This is a genomic window from Undibacterium sp. TC9W, assembly GCF_049339865.1.
GTDB lineage: Bacteria > Pseudomonadota > Gammaproteobacteria > Burkholderiales > Burkholderiaceae_D > Undibacterium.
In genome coordinates, this window is record NZ_JBMPPJ010000011.1 from 151,871 (window position 1) to 169,930 (window position 18,060).

The following is an 18,060-nucleotide window of genomic DNA, read 5'->3' on the forward strand; positions in this document are numbered from 1 at the left end:
CCTGCGTCACTCCGCCAGCAGCTTTTCTATATCATCGAGCAAATCTTTAGGCGCAGTCTGTGGCGCATAGCGTTTGAATACCGTGCCATCTTTCTTGACCAGGAACTTGGTGAAGTTCCATTTGATGGATTGGCTACCCAATAAGCCAGGAGCCTGGCTTTTGAGGTGCTGGAACAAAGGGTGAGCCTTGTCGCCATTGACATCAATCTTGTCGAAAAGCGGGAAAGTCACACCATAATTCTTTTCGCAAAAGGAACCAATTTCACCAGCCGACCCTGGTTCCTGATGACCAAACTGGTTACAGGGGAAGCCCAGTACTTCAACACCCTTGTCCTTGAATTGCTGGTAGATCGCTTCCAGTCCCTTGTACTGTGGCGTGAAGCCGCAATTGCTGGCCGTATTCACGATCAGCAATACCTTGCCTGCATATTGTTTCAGATCGACGGGCGTGCCTTGCAGGCTATTTGCTTGAAAATCGAGCGTACTCATACTATGCCCAGATGTTTGGTGCCTGCACTAAGGTCACGGTCTTTGGCGTCTTTGCCCTTCAACATGATGGCCAGACGCAGTTCATTGACAGAGTCGGCATTGCGCAGTGCATCTTCATACGTGATCTGGTCTGCTTCATGCAAATCAAACAAAGATTGATCGAAGGTCTGCATGCCCAGCTCACGGGACTTCTTCATGATCTCTTTGATTTCATGTACCGCACCTTTGAAGATCAGGTCAGACACCAGCGGTGTATTGAGCATGATCTCTACAGCAGCAGCACGACCCTTGCGACCCTTTAGTGGTACCAGGCGCTGAGAAATAACGGCTTTCAAGTTCAGTGACAAATCCATCAGCAATTGCTGGCGACGTTCTTCCGGGAAGAAGTTGATGATACGGTCCAGCGCCTGGTTGGAACTATTCGCATGCAGGGTGGCCAGGCAAAGATGGCCGGTTTCTGCAAAGGCAACAGCAAAGTCCATGGTTTCGCGGTCACGGATCTCACCGATCTGGATAACATCTGGTGCCTGGCGCAGGGAATTTTTCAGCGCTGCACCCCAGTCTTCAGTATCAATACCAATCTCACGCTGGGTGATGATGCAATTCATGTGCGGGTGCACATATTCTATCGGGTCTTCAATCGTAATGATGTGACCGTAGCTATTTGCATTTCTGTAACCCAGCATGGCCGCCAGCGAGGTGGATTTACCCGAGCCGGTAGCTCCCACCATGATGACCAGGCCGCGCTTGGTCATGGCGATTTCTTTGAGATTTTCCGGCAAACCCAGGTCTTCGAGTTTAGGAATGGCCGTGGTAATCGTCCGCAATACCAGACCTACGCGGCCTTGCTGCATGAAGGCCGAGACGCGGAAACGCCCCAGTCCTGCCGGGCTGATCGCGAAATTACATTCCTTGGTCGATTCAAATTCTGATGACTGCTTGTCGTTCATGATAGAACGGGCCAGATCGACAGTGTGTGCTGGGGACAGCGGCTGATTCGACACTGGCGTTACCCGCCCGTCTATCTTGAAGGCTGGCGGGAAGTCTGCAGTAATAAACAAGTCTGAACCGTTTTTGCTGAGCATGAGTCTCAGCAAATCATTCATGAATTTGGTGGCCTGATCGCGTTCCATGTTCTTATCCTTTGATCTCTTAGCCTGGGAAGTTGTCTGGTGTTTTGGCTGCACCACGTGCAGTCGCCACCGAGATGACATTGCGGCGCACCAGATCGGTCAGATTTTGATCCAGCGTCTGCATGCCCAGGTTACTACCGGTTTGTATTGATGAATACATCTGCGCAATCTTGGCTTCGCGGATCAGGTTGCGTATCGCCGGGGTGCCGAGCATGATTTCATGCGCCGCCACACGGCCAGAACCATCCTTGGTTTTCAGCAGGGTTTGCGAGATAACCGCTTGCAGGGATTCTGACAACATCGAACGCACCATCTCTTTTTCTTCCGCCGGGAATACGTCGACAATACGATCGATAGTTTTGGCGGCAGATGATGTATGCAGGGTACCAAACACCAAGTGACCCGTTTCAGCAGCAGTCAGTGCCAGGCGTATGGTTTCCAGATCACGCAACTCACCGACCAGGATGGCATCAGGATCTTCACGCAGGGCAGAGCGCAGCGCGTTGTTGAAAGACATCGTATGCGGGCCGACTTCACGCTGATTGATCAGGCATTTTTTGGATTCATGCACAAATTCTATCGGGTCTTCGACCGTCAGGATGTGACCATATTCATGCTCATTCAGGTGGTTCACCATCGCCGCCAGGGTCGTTGATTTACCTGAACCGGTAGGCCCGGTCACCAGCACCAGACCACGTGGCTTCAAGGCCAGGTCAGCAAAAATCTTGGGCGTATTCAACTGTTCCAGCGACAAAATCTTGGATGGAATGGTACGCATAACCGCAGCCGCGCCGCGTTCCTGGTTAAAGGCATTCACACGGAAACGTGCCAGACCCGGGATGGAAAAGGAAAAATCGCACTCCAGCGTGTCTTCATAGGCTTTGCGTTGCGAGTCATTCATGATGTCATAGATCAGCTCATGGACGTCTTTATGCTCCAGTGGCGGCAAATTAATGCGCCTGACATCACCATGTACCCGTATCATGGGCGGCAAGCCGGAGGATAGGTGTAAATCGGAGGCATTGTTCTTGACGGAGAACGCCAGCAGTTCTGAAATGTCCATTTATAATTCCGGTAATGAAATCGTTGCTGATTGTAGGTAAGCTGCTCTAAAGCAAGATATCGCAATATTAAGCTGTGGATGGGAGTTTTACCAGAAGTCCACAACGAATTAGATAGATTTTTGGTTACTGATTATGTCCTCAATTTCTGACAACTTGCAAGCCGTAAGTGCTGATATTCGCGCTGCTGCGCTTGCCAGCGGGCGCGATCCGCAACAACTACGGCTGTTGGCCGTGTCCAAGACCTTTCCTGCTGATGCCGTCATAGACGCCGCCGAGGCTGGCCAGCACTGTTTTGGTGAAAATTATCTGCAAGAAGCTTTGGAGAAAATGCAGGAAGTACAGGCAAAAAAGCCGCAACTTCAGCTCGAATGGCATTTTATCGGCCCGATACAAAGCAATAAGACACGTCCTATTGCTGAGCATTTTGCCTGGGTGCATTCAGTCGATAGGGAAAAAATCGCCCAACGTCTGTCGGAACAAAGGCCGTCAGGCATGCCAGCCCTCAATATTTGTCTGCAAGTTAATATTAGTGGCGAAGCAAGTAAAAGCGGTGTCTTGCCTGAAGAAGCTGTGGCGTTGGCACAAAAAATTGTGCTGCTGCCAGGTTTGCACTTGCGTGGCCTCATGGCCGTGCCTGAAGCCAGTGATGACGAACAGGTGCAAAGACAGGCATTTCGCCAGTTGAAGCAGTTGAGCGATAGCATACAAGCCGCAGGCATTGCCCTGGATACCCTGTCCATGGGCATGAGTAGCGACATGCATGCAGCAATCGCAGAGGGAAGCACCATGCTGAGGATAGGAACAGCTATTTTTGGAAAACGGAATTATGCAAAATAAAATGAAAATCGCCTTCATAGGCGGCGGTAACATGGCAAATGCTTTGATAGGCGGCTTGCTCAAGAATTTGACGACGGCTGAATATATCCATGTAATAGATCTCAATCAGTCTTCCCTCGATAAATTGAGCAGCGACTTTGGTGTCAGCACAGCACTGGCCGCTGATCCCAGGCTGGCGCAAATGGATGCGATCATCCTGGCCGTCAAACCACAGCAATTGCGTGAAGTCATACAGGGGCTGGCCCCATACCTGGGTCAGCAATTGCTAATTTCTATTGCAGCCGGCATACGTGCAACGGATATGGCGCGCTGGCTGGGTGGCTATGAAAAAATTGTGCGTACCATGCCCAATACCCCGGCACTCATAGGGCAGGGCATGACAGGTCTGTTTGCACTGGCTGCTGTCAGTGCAGAGCAAAAACAAATGGCCGAACACATTATGCAGGCAGTGGGTGCAACAACCTGGCTGGACGATGAAAGCTTGCTGGACGCCGTCACGGCAGTATCCGGCAGTGGCCCGGCTTATGTATTTTATTTTATTGAAGCCATGCAGCAGGCCGCAACGGAGCTGGGCCTGAGTCCTGAGCAGGGCCTGCAACTGGCAATGACGACTTTTAGCGGCGCAGCGCAACTTGCCTTGCAGGCGACAGAGCCAGTCAGTGTTTTACGTGAACGTGTTACATCTAAAGGCGGCACCACTTACGCCGCTTTGACCAGTATGGAAAACGCTGGCATCAAACAGGCTATCGTCAATGCCGTCAAGGCAGCCGCAGCCAGAGGGAAAGAATTGGGAGATGAGTTCGGACTAGTGTAGAGCCAAACAAAAGAAAGGCGCAATACTATGATTTGCCCGAATGACTGACATCTGAGCGTACGCGTTGCAGTATATTTGCTACGCTGCGCCAGGTTTCCCAGCCAAGTATCGCTGATCTGGCAAAAGAAAATATACGTCTGGGTTTGAGTATAAAAATAGCCGCAACAGCTATGCCACCCAGCAATGGACGATGGCGGACGATTTCCCCCGCCTTGCCGAGCAAACTCGTGGCAACGCCTGTCATTCCCACGGATTCTTTTAACTCCTGGCAATGTATGCTCATCAGGCCACGTTCTGCCTGTATCTTCAACAACAATGCCTGACGCCGTAAGGCCAGTCTTTCCTGACGGTTACCCATGGTCTAGCCCTGTTCCTTTTGATTCACATCACTGCGATTGAAGACAGAAGCGTCTTTTTTCAATTCAGCCAGACTATGGAATAGCAAACCGGGTTTGTTGCGGAATTGATTGCGCACCCTTAAACCTATACCAGCTGTCAGCACACCAAATACGGTGATTAAAACCAGCAATACCGTATAACGGTAAGGTGTATCCCAAAACACTGCTACCACAGTCAGTATTGTCAGCACAATGGTAAGGCAGGCAAAAAACAGCGCCAGCAATGACCAAATCAGGCTGGAAGAAAAATGTGCAAATTCTTCTTCCAGCTCAACAGCAGCCAGTTCCAGGCGGGTACGCACCATACTGCTCAGTGTCGCAGCAAGTTGTCCCAGTGAATCGCTGATAGCCATTGATTTTTGCTGCGCTTATCGGCTACGGCCAATCAGCAAGCCAACCAGCAAGCCGACACCAGCGGCAATACCTGCAGACTGCCATGGGTTTTCCTTGACATAGACGTCGGTGGCCTTGGCAGCCTCTTTTGTGCGTGTCACGACGATATCTTCGATACGCTCAACTTCTGCCTTGGCATTTCTCAGGGTTTTTTCAAATTTGGCCTTGGCAGACTTGAAGCCTTCGCTGCCTTGTTGCTCGGTATTTTTCAACAGTTCTTCTGCATCGCGTATAACCAGATGCAAGTCATTCATCAATTGTTCTTTATGTTCATCTACTGTGCTCATGATTCATCCCTTCTGGTTGGTCAAATAATTTACAGCTTATAGTAATAATGTATGGCTACTTTGCGTTAATGCAAGATGTAGCAAGATGTAATTTAATACCACGAATTAAGAAATTGGCAATCTGTCAGCTTACTTTACTGCATAGTCAATGGCAATACCAGCAAAGATTGCTGCGCCCAGCCAGTTGTTATTGATAAAAGCCGCAAAGCAGGCCATGCGTTCACGCTCACGTATCAGGGTGTAGTGGTAGAGCGAAAATCCGACGGCGACCCCCATGCCTGCCAGGAACCAGGTACGCAGGCCAAATTGCCAGCCGACCAGTGCGATCAGCATGAAGCTTAGGGCATAGCACAGCATGACGGCAAACACATCGTAGCTGCCAAAGGTAATGGCAGAGGTCTTGATGCCTATCTTCAAGTCATCATCCCTGTCCACCATCGCATACTCGGTGTCATAGGCAACCGCCCAGAATACATTCGCCAATAACAGTATCCAGGCTGCCACAGGCAAGGTATTTTGCACGGCAGCAAAGGCCATGGGGATGCCAAAGCCAAAGGCGATGCCCAGATAAGCCTGGGGAATAGCAAAGAAGCGCTTGAAATAAGGGTAGCTGCCTGCCACCACTACCGCCACGACAGACAATTGTTTGGTCAGTGTATTAAGGGGCAGGATCAGGCAAAAAGAAATCAGCGTCAGTACGACGGCAACACCAACGGCTTCTTTGCCGGATATCTTGCCACTGGTCAGTGGCCGGTCTGCCGTGCGTTTGACATGGCGGTCAAAGTCACGGTCAGCATAATCATTGATGGCGCAACCGGCAGAACGCATCAGTGCCGTGCCCAGACTGAAAATCACGACCAGATGCCAGTCCGGCTTGCCCTCCGAAGCTATCCACAGCGCCGCCAGCGTAGGCCAGAGTAATAAGAGTATGCCTATAGGCTTGTGCAGCCTGACCAGTTTGATGTACCAGCCCAGGCGAGTCAGCAGGAAATTCATGATTCAGCTTTGTTGTTGCGCATGGCAGAATTATAAGTGTTATCTATACACGGAGTAGTGCAGAGTGATATCTTAATGAATTGCTACACTCAGTGCCTGCCTGAAAGCCTGGGTACATCAGGTCACTCATGTTACTCAATAAGCGTCATGATTTTGCAACAATCGCACATAATTATTATTAGAAGTTTTTGGGACTATCTATGAAATTGCAAACCAAACTGGCCTGGGCCAGTGCTGCTGTATTGATGAGCCTGGCCGGCTCTGCCCATGCAGTGACGGAAATAAGCTGGTGGCACTCGATGACCGGCGCCCTGGGCGACCGCGTTACCGCTCTGGCAGAGCAATTCAATAAAAGCCAGAATGAATACAGAGTCACTGCTGTCTATAAAGGCAGTTACGACGAAGCGCTGGCTGCGGGTATTGCTGCCTTCCGCGCTGGTAATGCCCCGCATATCTTGCAAGTGTTTGAAGTCGGCACTGCGACCATGATGTATGCCAAGGGTGCCGTCAAGCCGGTATCTGAAGTCATGAAAGTCGCAGGTGAGAAATTTGATGCCTCTGGCTATGTGCCGGCTGTGGCGGGTTATTACACTTCACCCAAAGGGGAAATGTTATCTTTCCCCTTCAACAGTTCAACCACGGTGTTTTACTATAACAAGGACATGTTCGCCAAAGCAGGCATGGACCCCAACAAGGCGCCATCAACCTGGCAAGAAGTCGTTGCCGCCGCTGCCCGCCTCAAAGCCAGCGGCGAAAAATGTGCCTACACCACAGGCTGGCAAACCTGGGTGCATCTGGAAAGTTTTTCAGCCTGGCACAATGTGGAGTTCGCTTCCAAAGGCAATGGTTTTGGTGGTCTCGATGCGCGCCTGACATTTAATAGTCCGCTGCATGTGCGTCATATAGAAAACCTGGAAAACTGGGCCAAGCAAGGTTACTTCACCTATGCCGGTCGCAAAAATGAGCCGGAAGCGAAATTCTATTCCGGTGAATGCGGCATGCTGACGTCGTCAAGTTCTGCCTATGGCAATGTCGCCAAGAATGCCAAGTTCAAATTTGCCGTTGCACCATTGCCTTACTATTCTGACGTCAAAGGCGCACCGCAAAACACCATCATCGGCGGTGCTTCGTTGTGGAGCATGAATGGCAAAAAGACAGAAGAATACAAGGGCGTCGCCAAGTTTTATAAATTCCTCTCTCAGCCTGAAGTGCAAGCCAAATGGCATCAGGAAACTGGCTACCTGCCTATCACCAATGCCGCCTATGAGATGACCAAAAAGTCTGGCTTCTATGAAAAAACACCAGGCCCGGGCGTCGCCGTACAACAGATGATCGTCAAGACCACAGACAAATCCCGTGGCATACGCCTGGGCAGTTTTGTCCAGATACGCACCATCATGGATGAAGAGCTGGAGGCTGTCTGGAGCGGCAAAAAATCCGCCAAGGCCGCACTGGATAATGCCGTTTTGCGTGGCAATGAGTTGCTGGATCGTTTCGAGAAAGCGAATAAGTAAAAATCTTAGGACCTCTCAACACAGAGGCACGGAGACACAGAGGGGCACAGAGAAAGTCAAAAGCTTAATTTTGAGGCTTACTTCTCTTGGGCTTACACAGATTTCCTCTTGATTTTCTCTGTGGTGCAGCAGGGGCTTCATGTGGCATGCCACATGCCTGCGTAACGAGCAGCTCTTGCAAGAGCTGCTTCCCTCCTCTGTGCCTCTGTGTTGAGCCTTTTGGTCTGTCTCTAAACAATCGAGGTTTTTTTGGAAAAGCGTGCGCGGTTTCGTTCGGCCTGGTTGCCTTATCTGCTGCTCTTGCCGCAGTTGCTGGTAACTGTGCTGTTTTTTTTCTGGCCTGCAGTGCAGGCCCTGTATCAATCCGTTCTATTGCAGGACGCCTTTGGCATATCTACCCAGTTTGTCTGGTTTGATAATTTCAAGACCCTGTTTGCTGATGAGACTTATCTGGCGGCATTCAAGACTACGGCGCTGTTTTCCAGCCTGGTGGCTGTGCTTGGCCTGAGCCTGTCTTTGTTGCTGGCGGTTTTTGCTGACAGGGTAGTCCGTGGCAGCTCCATCTATAAGACCATGTTGATCTGGCCATATGCAGTGTCACCGGTTGTCGTCGGCGTGCTGTGGATGTTCTTGCTCAACCCTACACTGGGTATCGTTGCCCATGGCATGCGTCATTTTGGCATTGAGTGGAATAATCTCTTGAATGGCCGTCACGCCATGATATTGATCGTCCTGGCGGCGGTGTGGAAGCAGATCAGCTATAACTTTTTATTCTTCCTCGCGGGTTTGCAGTCTATACCCAAGTCGCTGATAGAGGCTGCAGCGATCGATGGTGCCGGGCCGTGGAAGCGCTTCTTCACAATTGTCTTTCCGCTGCTCACACCAACTACCTTCTTCTTGTTGGTCGTGAATATCGTCTATGCGTTTTTTGATACCTTTGCAATCGTTGAGGCGACCACTCAGGGCGGTCCTGGCAAGGATACCGAGATATTGGTGTTCAAAGTTTTCAATGATGGTTTCAAGGGTGGCGATCTTGGCAGTGCCGCCGCGCAGTCCGTCATATTGATGAGCATCGTCATCGTCCTGACTGTGCTGCAGTTCAAATACATAGAAAAGAAAGTGCAGTATTAAGCATGATAGAACGCCGGCCTTTTCTGGGCATGTTCAGCCACTTTATCCTGATACTCGGTGTCAGCCTGGTGGCTTTTCCCATCTATGTTGCGTTTGTCGCCGCTACCCAGACGGCAGAACAATCTGCACTGGCACCGATGTCTCTGATACCTGGTGACCAGCTCTGGGTCAATCTGCAGGCAGTGCTGGGCACGGGCACATCAGGCAATGTCGCCAGTAGCCCGGTGGGGCGCATGATGTGGGTCAGCCTCGTGTCGGCTCTGATGATCGCTATCGGCAAGATTTCAATTTCCATGTTGTCTGCTTTTGCGCTGGTGTATTTCCGCTTTCCTGGCCGCACACTGTTTTTTTGGATGATTTTTGTGACCCTGATGCTGCCAGTTGAAGTGCGAATCAACCCGACTTATAAAGTGGTGTCTGACCTGTCCATGCTCAACAGTTACGCCGGGTTGACGGTGCCGCTGATTGCCTCGGCGACAGCGACATTCTTGTTCCGGCAATTCTTTTTAACCGTACCCGACGAACTGGCGGAAGCAGCGCGCATAGACGGTGCAGGCCCTTTGCGCTTTTTCAAGGATATTCTGTGGCCGCTGTCGCGCACCAACGTGATTGCCCTGTTCGTCATCATGTTCATCTATGGCTGGAACCAATACCTCTGGCCCTTGCTGGTATCGACAGAGCAAAATATGTACCCCATAGGTGTAGGCATCAAGCGCATGATTGCTGGCGGTGACGCCGCAGTCGAATGGAATATGGTAATGGCGACCCTGCTGCTGGCAATGTTACCGCCGGGGCTGGTGGTGGTCATCATACAAAAATGGTTTGTTAAGGGTTTGGTAGATTCCGAAAAATAGCATGGCACAACTACATTTTAAAAACGTCACCAAAACTTACGGCAAGGGCGATAAGGCCGTTGCGGTCATCCATGGTATTTCCATGGATATCAATCATGGCGAATTCATCGTGATGGTTGGCCCTTCTGGCTGCGGCAAATCGACTTTGCTGCGCATGGTCGCGGGGCTGGAAGAAATTACTTCTGGCGATATCATCATTGGCGACAGGGTTGTCAATAATCTGGAACCAAAGGACAGGGATATCGCCATGGTGTTCCAGAACTATGCGCTGTACCCGCACATGAGCGTCTATCAGAATATGGCCTATGGTTTGAAGATACGCGGTTTTTCCAAAGCTGATATTGAAACCCGGGTACAAAAAGCGGCGCAGATACTGGAACTGGGCGCACTGCTGGACAGGACCCCGCGCCAACTCTCTGGCGGCCAGCGCCAGCGCGTCGCCATGGGGCGTGCCATTGTCAGGGAACCGGCAGTATTTTTGTTTGATGAACCGCTGTCAAACCTGGATGCCAAATTGCGGGTGCAAATGCGCCTGGAAATCCAGCGCCTGCACAAGGCACTGGGTACCACCAGCCTGTATGTCACCCATGATCAGGTCGAGGCCATGACACTGGGCCAGCGCATGATAGTCATGAATGGTGGCGTGGCAGAACAGATAGGTACGCCGGCAGAAGTATATGCAACGCCGGCCACGACTTTCGTCGCCAGTTTCATCGGTTCGCCGCCCATGAATCTCCTGCGTGGCAAAGTCTCAGAAAATGGCAGACAGATGCAGATAGGTCAGGCACTGGTGTCACTGCCGCTGGTACAAAGCGAAGCAGAACGCGTCGCCAACCGTGAACTGATATTGGGTGTACGTCCAGAACATTTGTTCATAGGCATGCCAGGTCTGCCACTGGATGTACAACTGGTAGAGTCGCTGGGGGCAGATTTGCTGGTGCATGGTCTATGTGGTGGTGAACCCATGGTCATACGCACGCCAGCAGGCACGGTAGTAGAGGCAGGTCAGCGTACGACAGTAGGTTTTGCTGCCGATGTAGTGCATTGGTTTGATCCTGTTACCACCAAACGCATTTGAGCGTTTGAAACGGAGAGCAAACCAATTTCAGGATCAGACAGTCAATCACACAATCAGCGCAGCTTTGCGCTTTTGATTTTGCTGCTGTTTTAAAAAATCCGAACGTACACTGGCGCGGCTGGGTGCGCCGGTAAGCGTATTAGCTTTGCTGATGGCCGGCGTCTGTTGCTCGCTTTTTTGCCCGCAAATATAACCCAGCCCAAACACTGCGAATGTCAGCAGTGCGGCTATTGCATACCGGCGTACAGTTTCACGTCTGCTGCTGTTCATACTGGCATCACTTCCTGTTTGCATTCCTGACCCCTTTGGACTGAAGCTTGAATATTTGCATGACAGCGGGTTTCAATCTTGAGACGCTTGCTATTGAACTTCATGCCGCTTTTGCAGGTCGAAGTGTCGCAATAATTAAAAAAACGTACCAGAAAATTGCTGAAGGAATAGTTAATTAATCTGTTTGGTACTGAATTGCGGTACTATTTGCGAAATTTTACATTTAGCCAGGAAGCCTTCATGAGTTCTCCCGAATTGGTCTTGAAAGTCTTGCGCTCAGAATTGCGGGCCGCAGGCGTGACTTACAAAATGCTGGCAGACCGTATAGGCATGAGTGAGTCCAGCATGAAGCGCATGTTCGGACAAAAGGACATGAGCCTGTCGCGCCTGGCTGAAATCTGCAAGGCCTCAGGCATTGCCATGGAAGATGTCTTGCGCCAGGCCGCCGATGTCACGCCGCATGCCGATACCTTGAGCCTGACGCAAGAACAATCGCTGATGGCCGACCCCAAATTATTGCTGGTAGCGATTTGTTGCCTCGGGCATTGGACGCTGGAACAAATCATAGAAACCTATCATTTGTCAGAGGCTGAATGTGTCCTGCACCTGATCGCACTCGATAAACTTGAAGTCATAGAATTGCGGCCCCTTAACCGGTATCGCCTGAAAGTGTCGCCAGCTTTCCACTGGCGTCCTGACGGGCCAGTGCAACAGTATTTCCGCGATGTTGTCGTTGGTGATTATTTTGATGGCAGCTTTGCCGGACAGGGCGAGACCTTGCTCTTTGTACCAGCCCGGGTGTCATCGCATAGCGCGATGGAGATGGTGCAAAAGATACAGCAACTCGCTGCCGAGCTGGCACGTCTGCATCAGGACGACCGCCGCCTGAGACCAGAAGAGCGCGATGGCTTTACCTTGCTGGTGGGCTTCCGTTCCTGGGAATTCTCTGCCTTTACGGCACTGCGCCGTCCTGAGACTACAGCGCCAGTCAAAGGACTGACGCATCAGATTCACCAGATAGGCCCGAGGAAAAGGTAAAGAGAAGAGCCGTTGCCGCGCGTTGCCCCGGCACCAAAGAACAGCGGACCAAAACGCGTTTCAACAGAGACAAAGGCGCTGGCTGCCTGCTTGAGGGAACTAAGGCGCAGTGCCTGGCCATTGCCATAAGAATTGCCCGCTTCCAGCGAGAACCCTGTCCGTATCGCACCGCCTATGGTGGTTGGCAAAGAACCGATTTTACGCGCTATGACGAAGCGGCCAAAAGCTGTAGCGTCACCAGCAAGTGAGTTGTTCGCCGTGCCTGACAGACGCAAAAAACCGCCGAGCGGGTTTGGTGCGCCACCACGCTCTGAACGGCTCCATTCTCCATATAAATGCCCGGCCCAATCCCCAAGCCGGAAGGCTGACAAAGCATCGATTTGCGATTGTGCCTGTGAACGCTCACCGGGATTTTGCGCAGGTGTTTGTTCCCAGGAGGAGGTGACCAGATAACCCCGGCTGGGGTTGGCCAGCGAATCCAGGGTATCCAGACGGAAGCGCAAGAAGCGCGTGGTGCTGTAATAGCGCAGGCTGTCCTGATTGGCAACGGCGGGCAATAAAATATCGACTTTGCCAAAACCACGGCTGACCCCCGCTTCTATGGTGCCCCAGTTATCCAGTTGTCGTCCAAAAACCAGGGTGCCCTGGGTGCCACGCACGCCTACGCGCAAGGCCTTGCGCCCCTCTTGATACAAATCCAGGCTGCTGCCATTGTATTCAAGCGAAGGGGCCACATACCAGGGTGAGCCAGAAGCCAGCGGTTGCCAGAACTGCGAGCCCAACTGGCGCTGGCTGCCTATGCGGGCAAAGGTGCGTAATTCTGCACCATAACTATTGAGTGAGGATGCGATATGCAAGACGCTCAGGCCAAAGCGGTTTTCATCGGCAAAATCACTGGTTAGCTCAAGACCTACCCGCAAGCGGTTTCGGCTGGAATTGGATTCTGATGGCTTGATCAGCACATTGCGTTTACCATCTTCATCGCTGATGACAGTTTCTATATTGTCGATATCACCGCGCCCGTACAGCTTGCCCGAGGCTTGCCTGATCTGCTCTTGCGACAAGACCTGACCCTCTTTCAAACCCGTTTGCGCGATCAAGGCCTGCGGGTTGATATAGCGCGGACCTTCGACCTCTATCTTTGCGAGTGGCAGTTTATCGGCAGTATTTCTGGCAGTTTGCCCCGCGTTAGAGCGCTGGTATTCAAAGACGGCATATTGCTCATCCGGCACGCGTAAGGCGCTCAACTGTGTGGCCATTTTATTGGTGGCGATTTCACCTGCCTTGATGGTCTGCTGATACAGTCCAAAATCAAGAAAGCTGGTGCCTGATAATTCCGGTGCAATCAGCACATCGGATTTGCGCAAGTCCTTGATAGAGCGCTGCACGTTTTGCTCAGTCAGGATTTGCAGCATCTGCTTGGTGACATCTATTGCGCTGTTAAGCTCATGCTCCTTCGCCAGTGGCGTGCCCACATTCACGGCAATGATGATATCCGCCCCCATGGCGCGTGCCAGTTCCACTGGCAAGTTGCTGACCAGGCCACCATCAACAACCAGCTTCTGCTTGATACGCACAGGTGCAAACACACCCGGCAGGGCCAGCGAGGCACGCATGGTCATCAGCAGGGGGGTGTCATTCAATTCCACCATCTCGCCAGTCAGCAAATCAGAGGCAACAGACAGAAAGGGCAGGGCCAGCTGGTTGACTGGCTGGTCACGCATGCCTTCAGGCATCAGGCGTGTCAGGGCATTTTCCAGGGCGGCATTGCCGGCAGCTGCCGGGGGCAAAAATACGCCAGACTTGGTCACCGCAAATTCTATGCGCGAAGGCAGCATCAAGTCTTCTTCCTTGCGGCGGAAATCCAGGTCATAGCGGGCAGGACGGTCAGCCAGCACGCTGTCCCAGTCGGTTTCCTTGACGATTTGTTCCAGCTCATCGGCTGAGCGCCCGGCAGCATACGCACCACCAACGACCGCACCTATGCTTGTGCCAACCACCATATCCACAGGCACACGCATTTTGCGCAAGGCACGCAAGACGCCGATATGGGCAAAGCCGCGCGCACCGCCACCGGACAGCACCAGGGCGACTTTGGGACGCGTCGTTTGTATATTGGCCGCAGGGCTGGCGTTTGGAACTTCGCCAGTGACTTGCGCCTGGCTGTCAAAGGTAAACATGCTGGCTGCCAGGCAGGCAATGGCCAACAGGACTCGGGACAATGACATGAACTGAAGCTTTCTGTAGAAATGTGGTGTGCGGGTCTGCTGTTACAGACCGCAATCACCAGCGCGTTTCGCAAAAGACCGCAGTATATACTTATCGCCTTGCCCGATGATGGGCAGCTTGTTAATTCAGAGTTTTTGGCTTGATTGTCTGGCTTGGTTATCCAGCTTAGTTATGTAACTTAGTTATTTAAATTAACCAGGGCAGTCAAAATATGGTCGCGCCAGACACCATTGATTTTCAGATAAGACTTGGCATAGCCTTCTTTTTCAAAGCCCAGACGCTCCAGCAAAGCACCGCTACGCTGGTTTTCCGGCACATAGTTGGCCATAACGCGATGCAGTCCCTGTTCATGAAACATGTGGGCAATACCAGCTTGCACCGCTTCTTGCATAAGACCCTGACCTTGCTGCTGTTCGGCAATGGCATAGCCCATGTGGCAAGCCTGGAATGCACCGCGGACGATATTGCTGAAATTGCAAATGCCTATCATGGTCTGGTCCTGGCACACTGCAAAATGCATGGCCAGGCCAGCTTCTATCAGGCGCGAACTAGCAAGCAGTCTTTCTTCGCATTTCTCCAGCGAGAAAAATTCTTCATCACGGGCAGGTTCCCAGGGGGCTAGGTGGCTACGGTTGAGCAGCAGGTATTGCTGCATCATGGGTGCATGTTCGGGCATCAATACCCGCAATTGCAGGCGCGTGGTCGCTATCGCTTCTTTGTTCATCATGCAGGGGAAATAAGATTATTGAGTGCTCGCCGCTTCATCAAGCATGGTGACGCCGGGCAAATCACAAGCCATGACAGCCTTGCATATCGCTTCAATTGCCGCCTGGCGGGTAAAACTCTTGCGCCAGGCAATCACGACGCGGCGGTCGGGTGCGGGTGCAGTGAAAGGCAGGTAACGCAGCATGCCATCTTTGGCATCCATGTCAGGTACCGACGCCATCGGCAATACCGTAATACCTATGCCGGACGCCACCATGTGACGTATGGTTTCCAGTGAAGAACCTTCAAAGGTCCTGGCAATGCCGTCTCCAGTTGTTGAGAAGCGCGACATCTCAGGGCAAACTTCCAGCACCTGATCGCGGAAGCAATGGCCATTACCCAGCAAGAGCATGGTTTCTGACTTCAGTTCTTCTGCTGAAACTTCCTTGCGCTCTGCCCATGCATGGGTACGCGGCATGGCGACGACAAAGGGCTCGTCATACAGCGGCTGTATCATCATGCCCTGATCAGGCAGGGGCAGGGCCATGATGGCGGCATCAAGCTCACCCTGGCGCAATAACTCCATCAGTTTCACGGTGAAATTCTCTTGTAGCACCAAAGGCATCTGCGGCACCTGCTGTATCATGGTTTTCACCAGCGTAGGCAGCAGGTAAGGGCCTATCGTATAAATGACGCCGAGGCGGAAAGGTCCAGCCAGCGGGTCTTTGTTTTGCTTAGCGATTTCCTTGATGGCAGCGGTCTGTTCCAGCACACGTTCAGCCTGGGCAACAATCTGTGCACCCAGCGGGGTGGTTGATACCTCAGTGCCGCCACGCTCAAAAATAGTGACGCCCAGTTCATCTTCGAGCTTTTTGATGGCGACAGACAGCGTAGGCTGGGCGACAAAACAGGCTTCTGCCGCATGGCCAAAATGTTTTTGCCGGGCTACGGCAACAATATATTTTAATTCTGTGAGTGTCATGCCGTTAGTTTGGCACAGACTGAGAGCAGCGTCAGCAAGTGCTTTGTACAGGGAGCAAATTTTTTCCTGAATTTAACAATGACAGGGGGAGTATTTTTTAACAATCATACCGTATATACGATATCCGCCTGTTTTGGCACATACCCTGCCGGAAATTAAATTGTAGATGCGATGCTGGCTGTTTGCCGGATGATTGATCTGGCGCAGTGTCTTGAGCCTGATTGGTGGTAGATGGCTATCTAGGAGCGGCTTGAGCCGCGAACTCTCAACATAATGAGAATGCCCGGCATGGCAAGAGGTGTTCGCGACTAAAGTCGCTCCTACAGGATGAATAAAGCAGTTACTGACACGACACTGAGTTTCTTTAGTGAAGCAGTATCAGCCTTTGGCCTGACTCATGGCCTTGGTTAACTCCAGATGACCTTGCGCCGCACCGCTTTCAGGCACAGCCTCACCATCACGCTGGCGCACTTCCGCCAGACGTGCAGCCAGTTGCTCAGGTGCATCGTCACCACGACCTACCCAGACACCTTGTGTCAGCGTGATATTCGCGGCTTCAAAACTGCCTGCGCCTGCGCACAGGATGGCGCGGGAGGGGGCTTGCTCAGACGCCAGCACCAGCATAGCAGGTACCACATCTGATGGTTGCAGGGCCGCCAGAAATTCTGCCGGGAACAGGCTCTCAGTCATGCGGGTTGCCGCAGTTGGCGCCAGGCTATTCACACGGATATCATACTTGGCACCTTCCAGCGCCAGCGTTTGCATCAAACCAACCAGGGCCAGCTTGGCCGCACCATAATTTGACTGGCCAAAATTGCCATACAGGCCGGAAGAAGAAGTTGTCATCACGATACGGCCATATTTCTGTTCTGTCATGACGGCCCAGACAGCCTTGCAGCAATGCACCGCACCCATCAGATGCACATCCAGCACCAGTTTAAAGTCGGCGATATCCATCTTGGCAAAACTCTTGTCGCGCAAGATACCGGCATTGTTGACCAGGATATCAATCCGTCCCCATTGCGCCATGGTCTCTGCCACCATTGCTTGTACGGCTTCAAAATCGGTGACCGATGCGCCATTGGCTATCGCTTCACCACCAGCCGCACGGATTTCTTCAACCACTGCCAGCGCTGCGGCAGATGAACCGCCGGAACCATCACGCGCACCACCCAGATCATTGACGACCACTTTGGCACCACGCGCAGCCAGCGCCAGCGCATGTTCACGTCCCAAACCACCACCTGCACCTGTTACGATGGCAACACGGCCTTTAAAGTCTATTGTCATTTTTTCTCCTGATTTAATTTGTGGACTTGCCTGGCTAGACACAGGCTGCTGAGTGTATTCCAGCTTCAGGAATTGATCAAAATCTTTTCCATGACATGCGAATCTAAATTAAAGATTGACTTCTTCTTTTCCAGAACTCTAAAGCCATTACGCTTATAAAAAGCCAGTCCACTCTTAGTGCTATTCAGTCTTAATTTTTCCAAATGCAGATTCTTTGCACGCTCTTCCATCGTTGTCAACATTGCCTTGCCAATGCCCGAATACAGCGCTTCTTTCAACACATAGCAAAGGGAAATATATCCTTTGTCATCCATCATGGAAAAACCAAGAATTTGAGTGCCTGATGGCGCGTCTGACTCTGCCACTAATGAATAAGAGTCCTCCGCATTGATCCATGCCACCAGATTTGGCACAGTTTTATTTTTAAGCCATTTTTCCAGAGTCAGAGCGTCATTTTGGTGGTCTGAAATGCAACACTTGGTGATGGACAGGTGCAACACCTCGCACACTTGGCTGGCATCATTCTCATGCGCCTCACGAATGGAACTGATCATGCCA

General features: G+C 51.7%; 20 protein-coding genes. 7 read left to right on the top strand and 13 right to left on the bottom strand.

The features are described 5' to 3' along the window. Positions 1-6: 6 nt before the first annotated feature. The 3 genes from ACO0LN_RS17155 to ACO0LN_RS17165 are packed head-to-tail and all read right to left on the bottom strand — an operon-like array spanning position 7 to position 2,685. Complete coding sequence (locus ACO0LN_RS17155) at positions 7-489, bottom strand: glutathione peroxidase (RefSeq protein WP_162039951.1); 483 nt, start codon at positions 487-489, stop codon at positions 7-9. Beyond that, complete coding sequence (locus ACO0LN_RS17160) at positions 486-1,622, bottom strand: PilT/PilU family type 4a pilus ATPase (RefSeq protein WP_422975842.1); 1,137 nt, start codon at positions 1,620-1,622, stop codon at positions 486-488. The genes ACO0LN_RS17155 and ACO0LN_RS17160 overlap by 4 nt, the downstream gene beginning before the upstream one ends. Positions 1,623-1,641: 19 nt before the next feature. Next, positions 1,642-2,685 (bottom strand): type IV pilus twitching motility protein PilT, encoded by a 1,044-nt coding sequence (locus ACO0LN_RS17165; RefSeq protein WP_422975844.1) that lies wholly within the window; start codon positions 2,683-2,685, stop codon positions 1,642-1,644. Positions 2,686-2,818: 133 nt separating this feature from the next. On the opposite strand from ACO0LN_RS17165, the gene ACO0LN_RS17170 reads away from it, so the two are divergent. Beyond that, entirely contained in the window at positions 2,819-3,523 is a 705-nt protein-coding gene (locus ACO0LN_RS17170) for a YggS family pyridoxal phosphate-dependent enzyme (RefSeq protein ID WP_422975846.1), read from the top strand. 1 nt (position 3,524) lies between these two features. Then, entirely contained in the window at positions 3,525-4,337 is an 813-nt protein-coding gene (proC, locus tag ACO0LN_RS17175; protein WP_422975848.1) for a pyrroline-5-carboxylate reductase, read from the top strand. Positions 4,338-4,362: 25 nt separating this feature from the next. On the opposite strand, the gene ACO0LN_RS17180 is transcribed toward proC, so the two are convergent. The 4 genes from ACO0LN_RS17180 to ubiA form a co-directional block, all read right to left on the bottom strand. Continuing rightward, positions 4,363-4,695: a YqjK family protein gene (locus ACO0LN_RS17180; protein WP_422975850.1), complete on the bottom strand. Its 333-nt coding sequence runs from the start codon at positions 4,693-4,695 to the stop codon at positions 4,363-4,365. 3 nt (positions 4,696-4,698) lie between these two features. After that, positions 4,699-5,088 (bottom strand): phage holin family protein, encoded by a 390-nt coding sequence (locus ACO0LN_RS17185; protein ID WP_422975852.1) that lies wholly within the window; start codon positions 5,086-5,088, stop codon positions 4,699-4,701. Positions 5,089-5,103: 15 nt separating this feature from the next. Beyond that, the gene (locus tag ACO0LN_RS17190) at positions 5,104-5,415 is read right to left on the bottom strand and encodes a DUF883 family protein (protein WP_162039958.1); all 312 of its coding nucleotides are present in this window, start codon (positions 5,413-5,415) and stop codon (positions 5,104-5,106) included. Positions 5,416-5,544: 129 nt separating this feature from the next. Next, a complete protein-coding gene (gene ubiA / locus ACO0LN_RS17195; RefSeq protein ID WP_422975937.1) occupies positions 5,545-6,399 on the bottom strand; it encodes a 4-hydroxybenzoate octaprenyltransferase in 855 nt (284 codons plus the stop codon). Positions 6,400-6,611: 212 nt separating this feature from the next. Here ubiA and ugpB point away from each other — a divergent pair, with 212 nt between their 5' ends. The 4 genes from ugpB to ACO0LN_RS17215 all read left to right on the top strand — a co-directional run bounded on the left by ugpB (position 6,612) and on the right by ACO0LN_RS17215 (position 10,988). Continuing rightward, positions 6,612-7,925, top strand: coding sequence for a sn-glycerol-3-phosphate ABC transporter substrate-binding protein UgpB (gene ugpB, locus ACO0LN_RS17200; protein ID WP_422975854.1), 1,314 nt, complete (start codon positions 6,612-6,614; stop codon positions 7,923-7,925). A 249-nt stretch (positions 7,926-8,174) separates the two neighbouring features. Further along, entirely contained in the window at positions 8,175-9,056 is an 882-nt protein-coding gene (gene ugpA, locus ACO0LN_RS17205) for a sn-glycerol-3-phosphate ABC transporter permease UgpA (RefSeq protein ID WP_422975856.1), read from the top strand. A 2-nt stretch (positions 9,057-9,058) separates the two neighbouring features. After that, a complete protein-coding gene (ugpE, locus tag ACO0LN_RS17210; RefSeq protein WP_422975858.1) occupies positions 9,059-9,910 on the top strand; it encodes a sn-glycerol-3-phosphate ABC transporter permease UgpE in 852 nt (283 codons plus the stop codon). A gap of 1 nt (position 9,911) precedes the next feature. Then, positions 9,912-10,988: a sn-glycerol-3-phosphate import ATP-binding protein UgpC gene (locus tag ACO0LN_RS17215; protein ID WP_422975860.1), complete on the top strand. Its 1,077-nt coding sequence runs from the start codon at positions 9,912-9,914 to the stop codon at positions 10,986-10,988. Between the two features lie 45 nt (positions 10,989-11,033). Here the strand turns inward: ACO0LN_RS17215 and ACO0LN_RS17220 are convergent, their stop codons facing one another. Next, a complete protein-coding gene (locus tag ACO0LN_RS17220) occupies positions 11,034-11,258 on the bottom strand; it encodes a hypothetical protein (RefSeq protein WP_422975862.1) in 225 nt (74 codons plus the stop codon). A 240-nt stretch (positions 11,259-11,498) separates the two neighbouring features. Between ACO0LN_RS17220 and ACO0LN_RS17225 the strand changes: the two genes are divergently transcribed. Next, on the top strand, positions 11,499-12,296 hold the full coding sequence (locus tag ACO0LN_RS17225; protein ID WP_422975864.1) for a helix-turn-helix domain-containing protein: 798 nt from the start codon (positions 11,499-11,501) through the stop codon (positions 12,294-12,296). Here ACO0LN_RS17225 and ACO0LN_RS17230 read toward each other — a convergent pair. The 5 genes from ACO0LN_RS17230 to ACO0LN_RS17250 all read right to left on the bottom strand — a co-directional run bounded on the left by ACO0LN_RS17230 (position 12,269) and on the right by ACO0LN_RS17250 (position 18,056). Then, positions 12,269-14,524, bottom strand: coding sequence for a patatin-like phospholipase family protein (locus tag ACO0LN_RS17230; protein WP_422975866.1), 2,256 nt, complete (start codon positions 14,522-14,524; stop codon positions 12,269-12,271). The two genes, ACO0LN_RS17225 and ACO0LN_RS17230, sit on opposite strands and share 28 nt — an antisense overlap. A gap of 179 nt (positions 14,525-14,703) precedes the next feature. After that, a complete protein-coding gene (gene rimJ, locus ACO0LN_RS17235; protein ID WP_422975868.1) occupies positions 14,704-15,252 on the bottom strand; it encodes a ribosomal protein S5-alanine N-acetyltransferase in 549 nt (182 codons plus the stop codon). A gap of 15 nt (positions 15,253-15,267) precedes the next feature. Continuing rightward, positions 15,268-16,212, bottom strand: coding sequence for a hydrogen peroxide-inducible genes activator (locus ACO0LN_RS17240; RefSeq protein ID WP_422949460.1), 945 nt, complete (start codon positions 16,210-16,212; stop codon positions 15,268-15,270). 378 nt (positions 16,213-16,590) lie between these two features. Beyond that, positions 16,591-17,502 (bottom strand): SDR family NAD(P)-dependent oxidoreductase, encoded by a 912-nt coding sequence (locus tag ACO0LN_RS17245; protein WP_422975869.1) that lies wholly within the window; start codon positions 17,500-17,502, stop codon positions 16,591-16,593. Positions 17,503-17,567: 65 nt separating this feature from the next. Then, positions 17,568-18,056, bottom strand: coding sequence for a GNAT family N-acetyltransferase (locus tag ACO0LN_RS17250; RefSeq protein ID WP_422975871.1), 489 nt, complete (start codon positions 18,054-18,056; stop codon positions 17,568-17,570). Positions 18,057-18,060 lie beyond the last annotated feature (4 nt).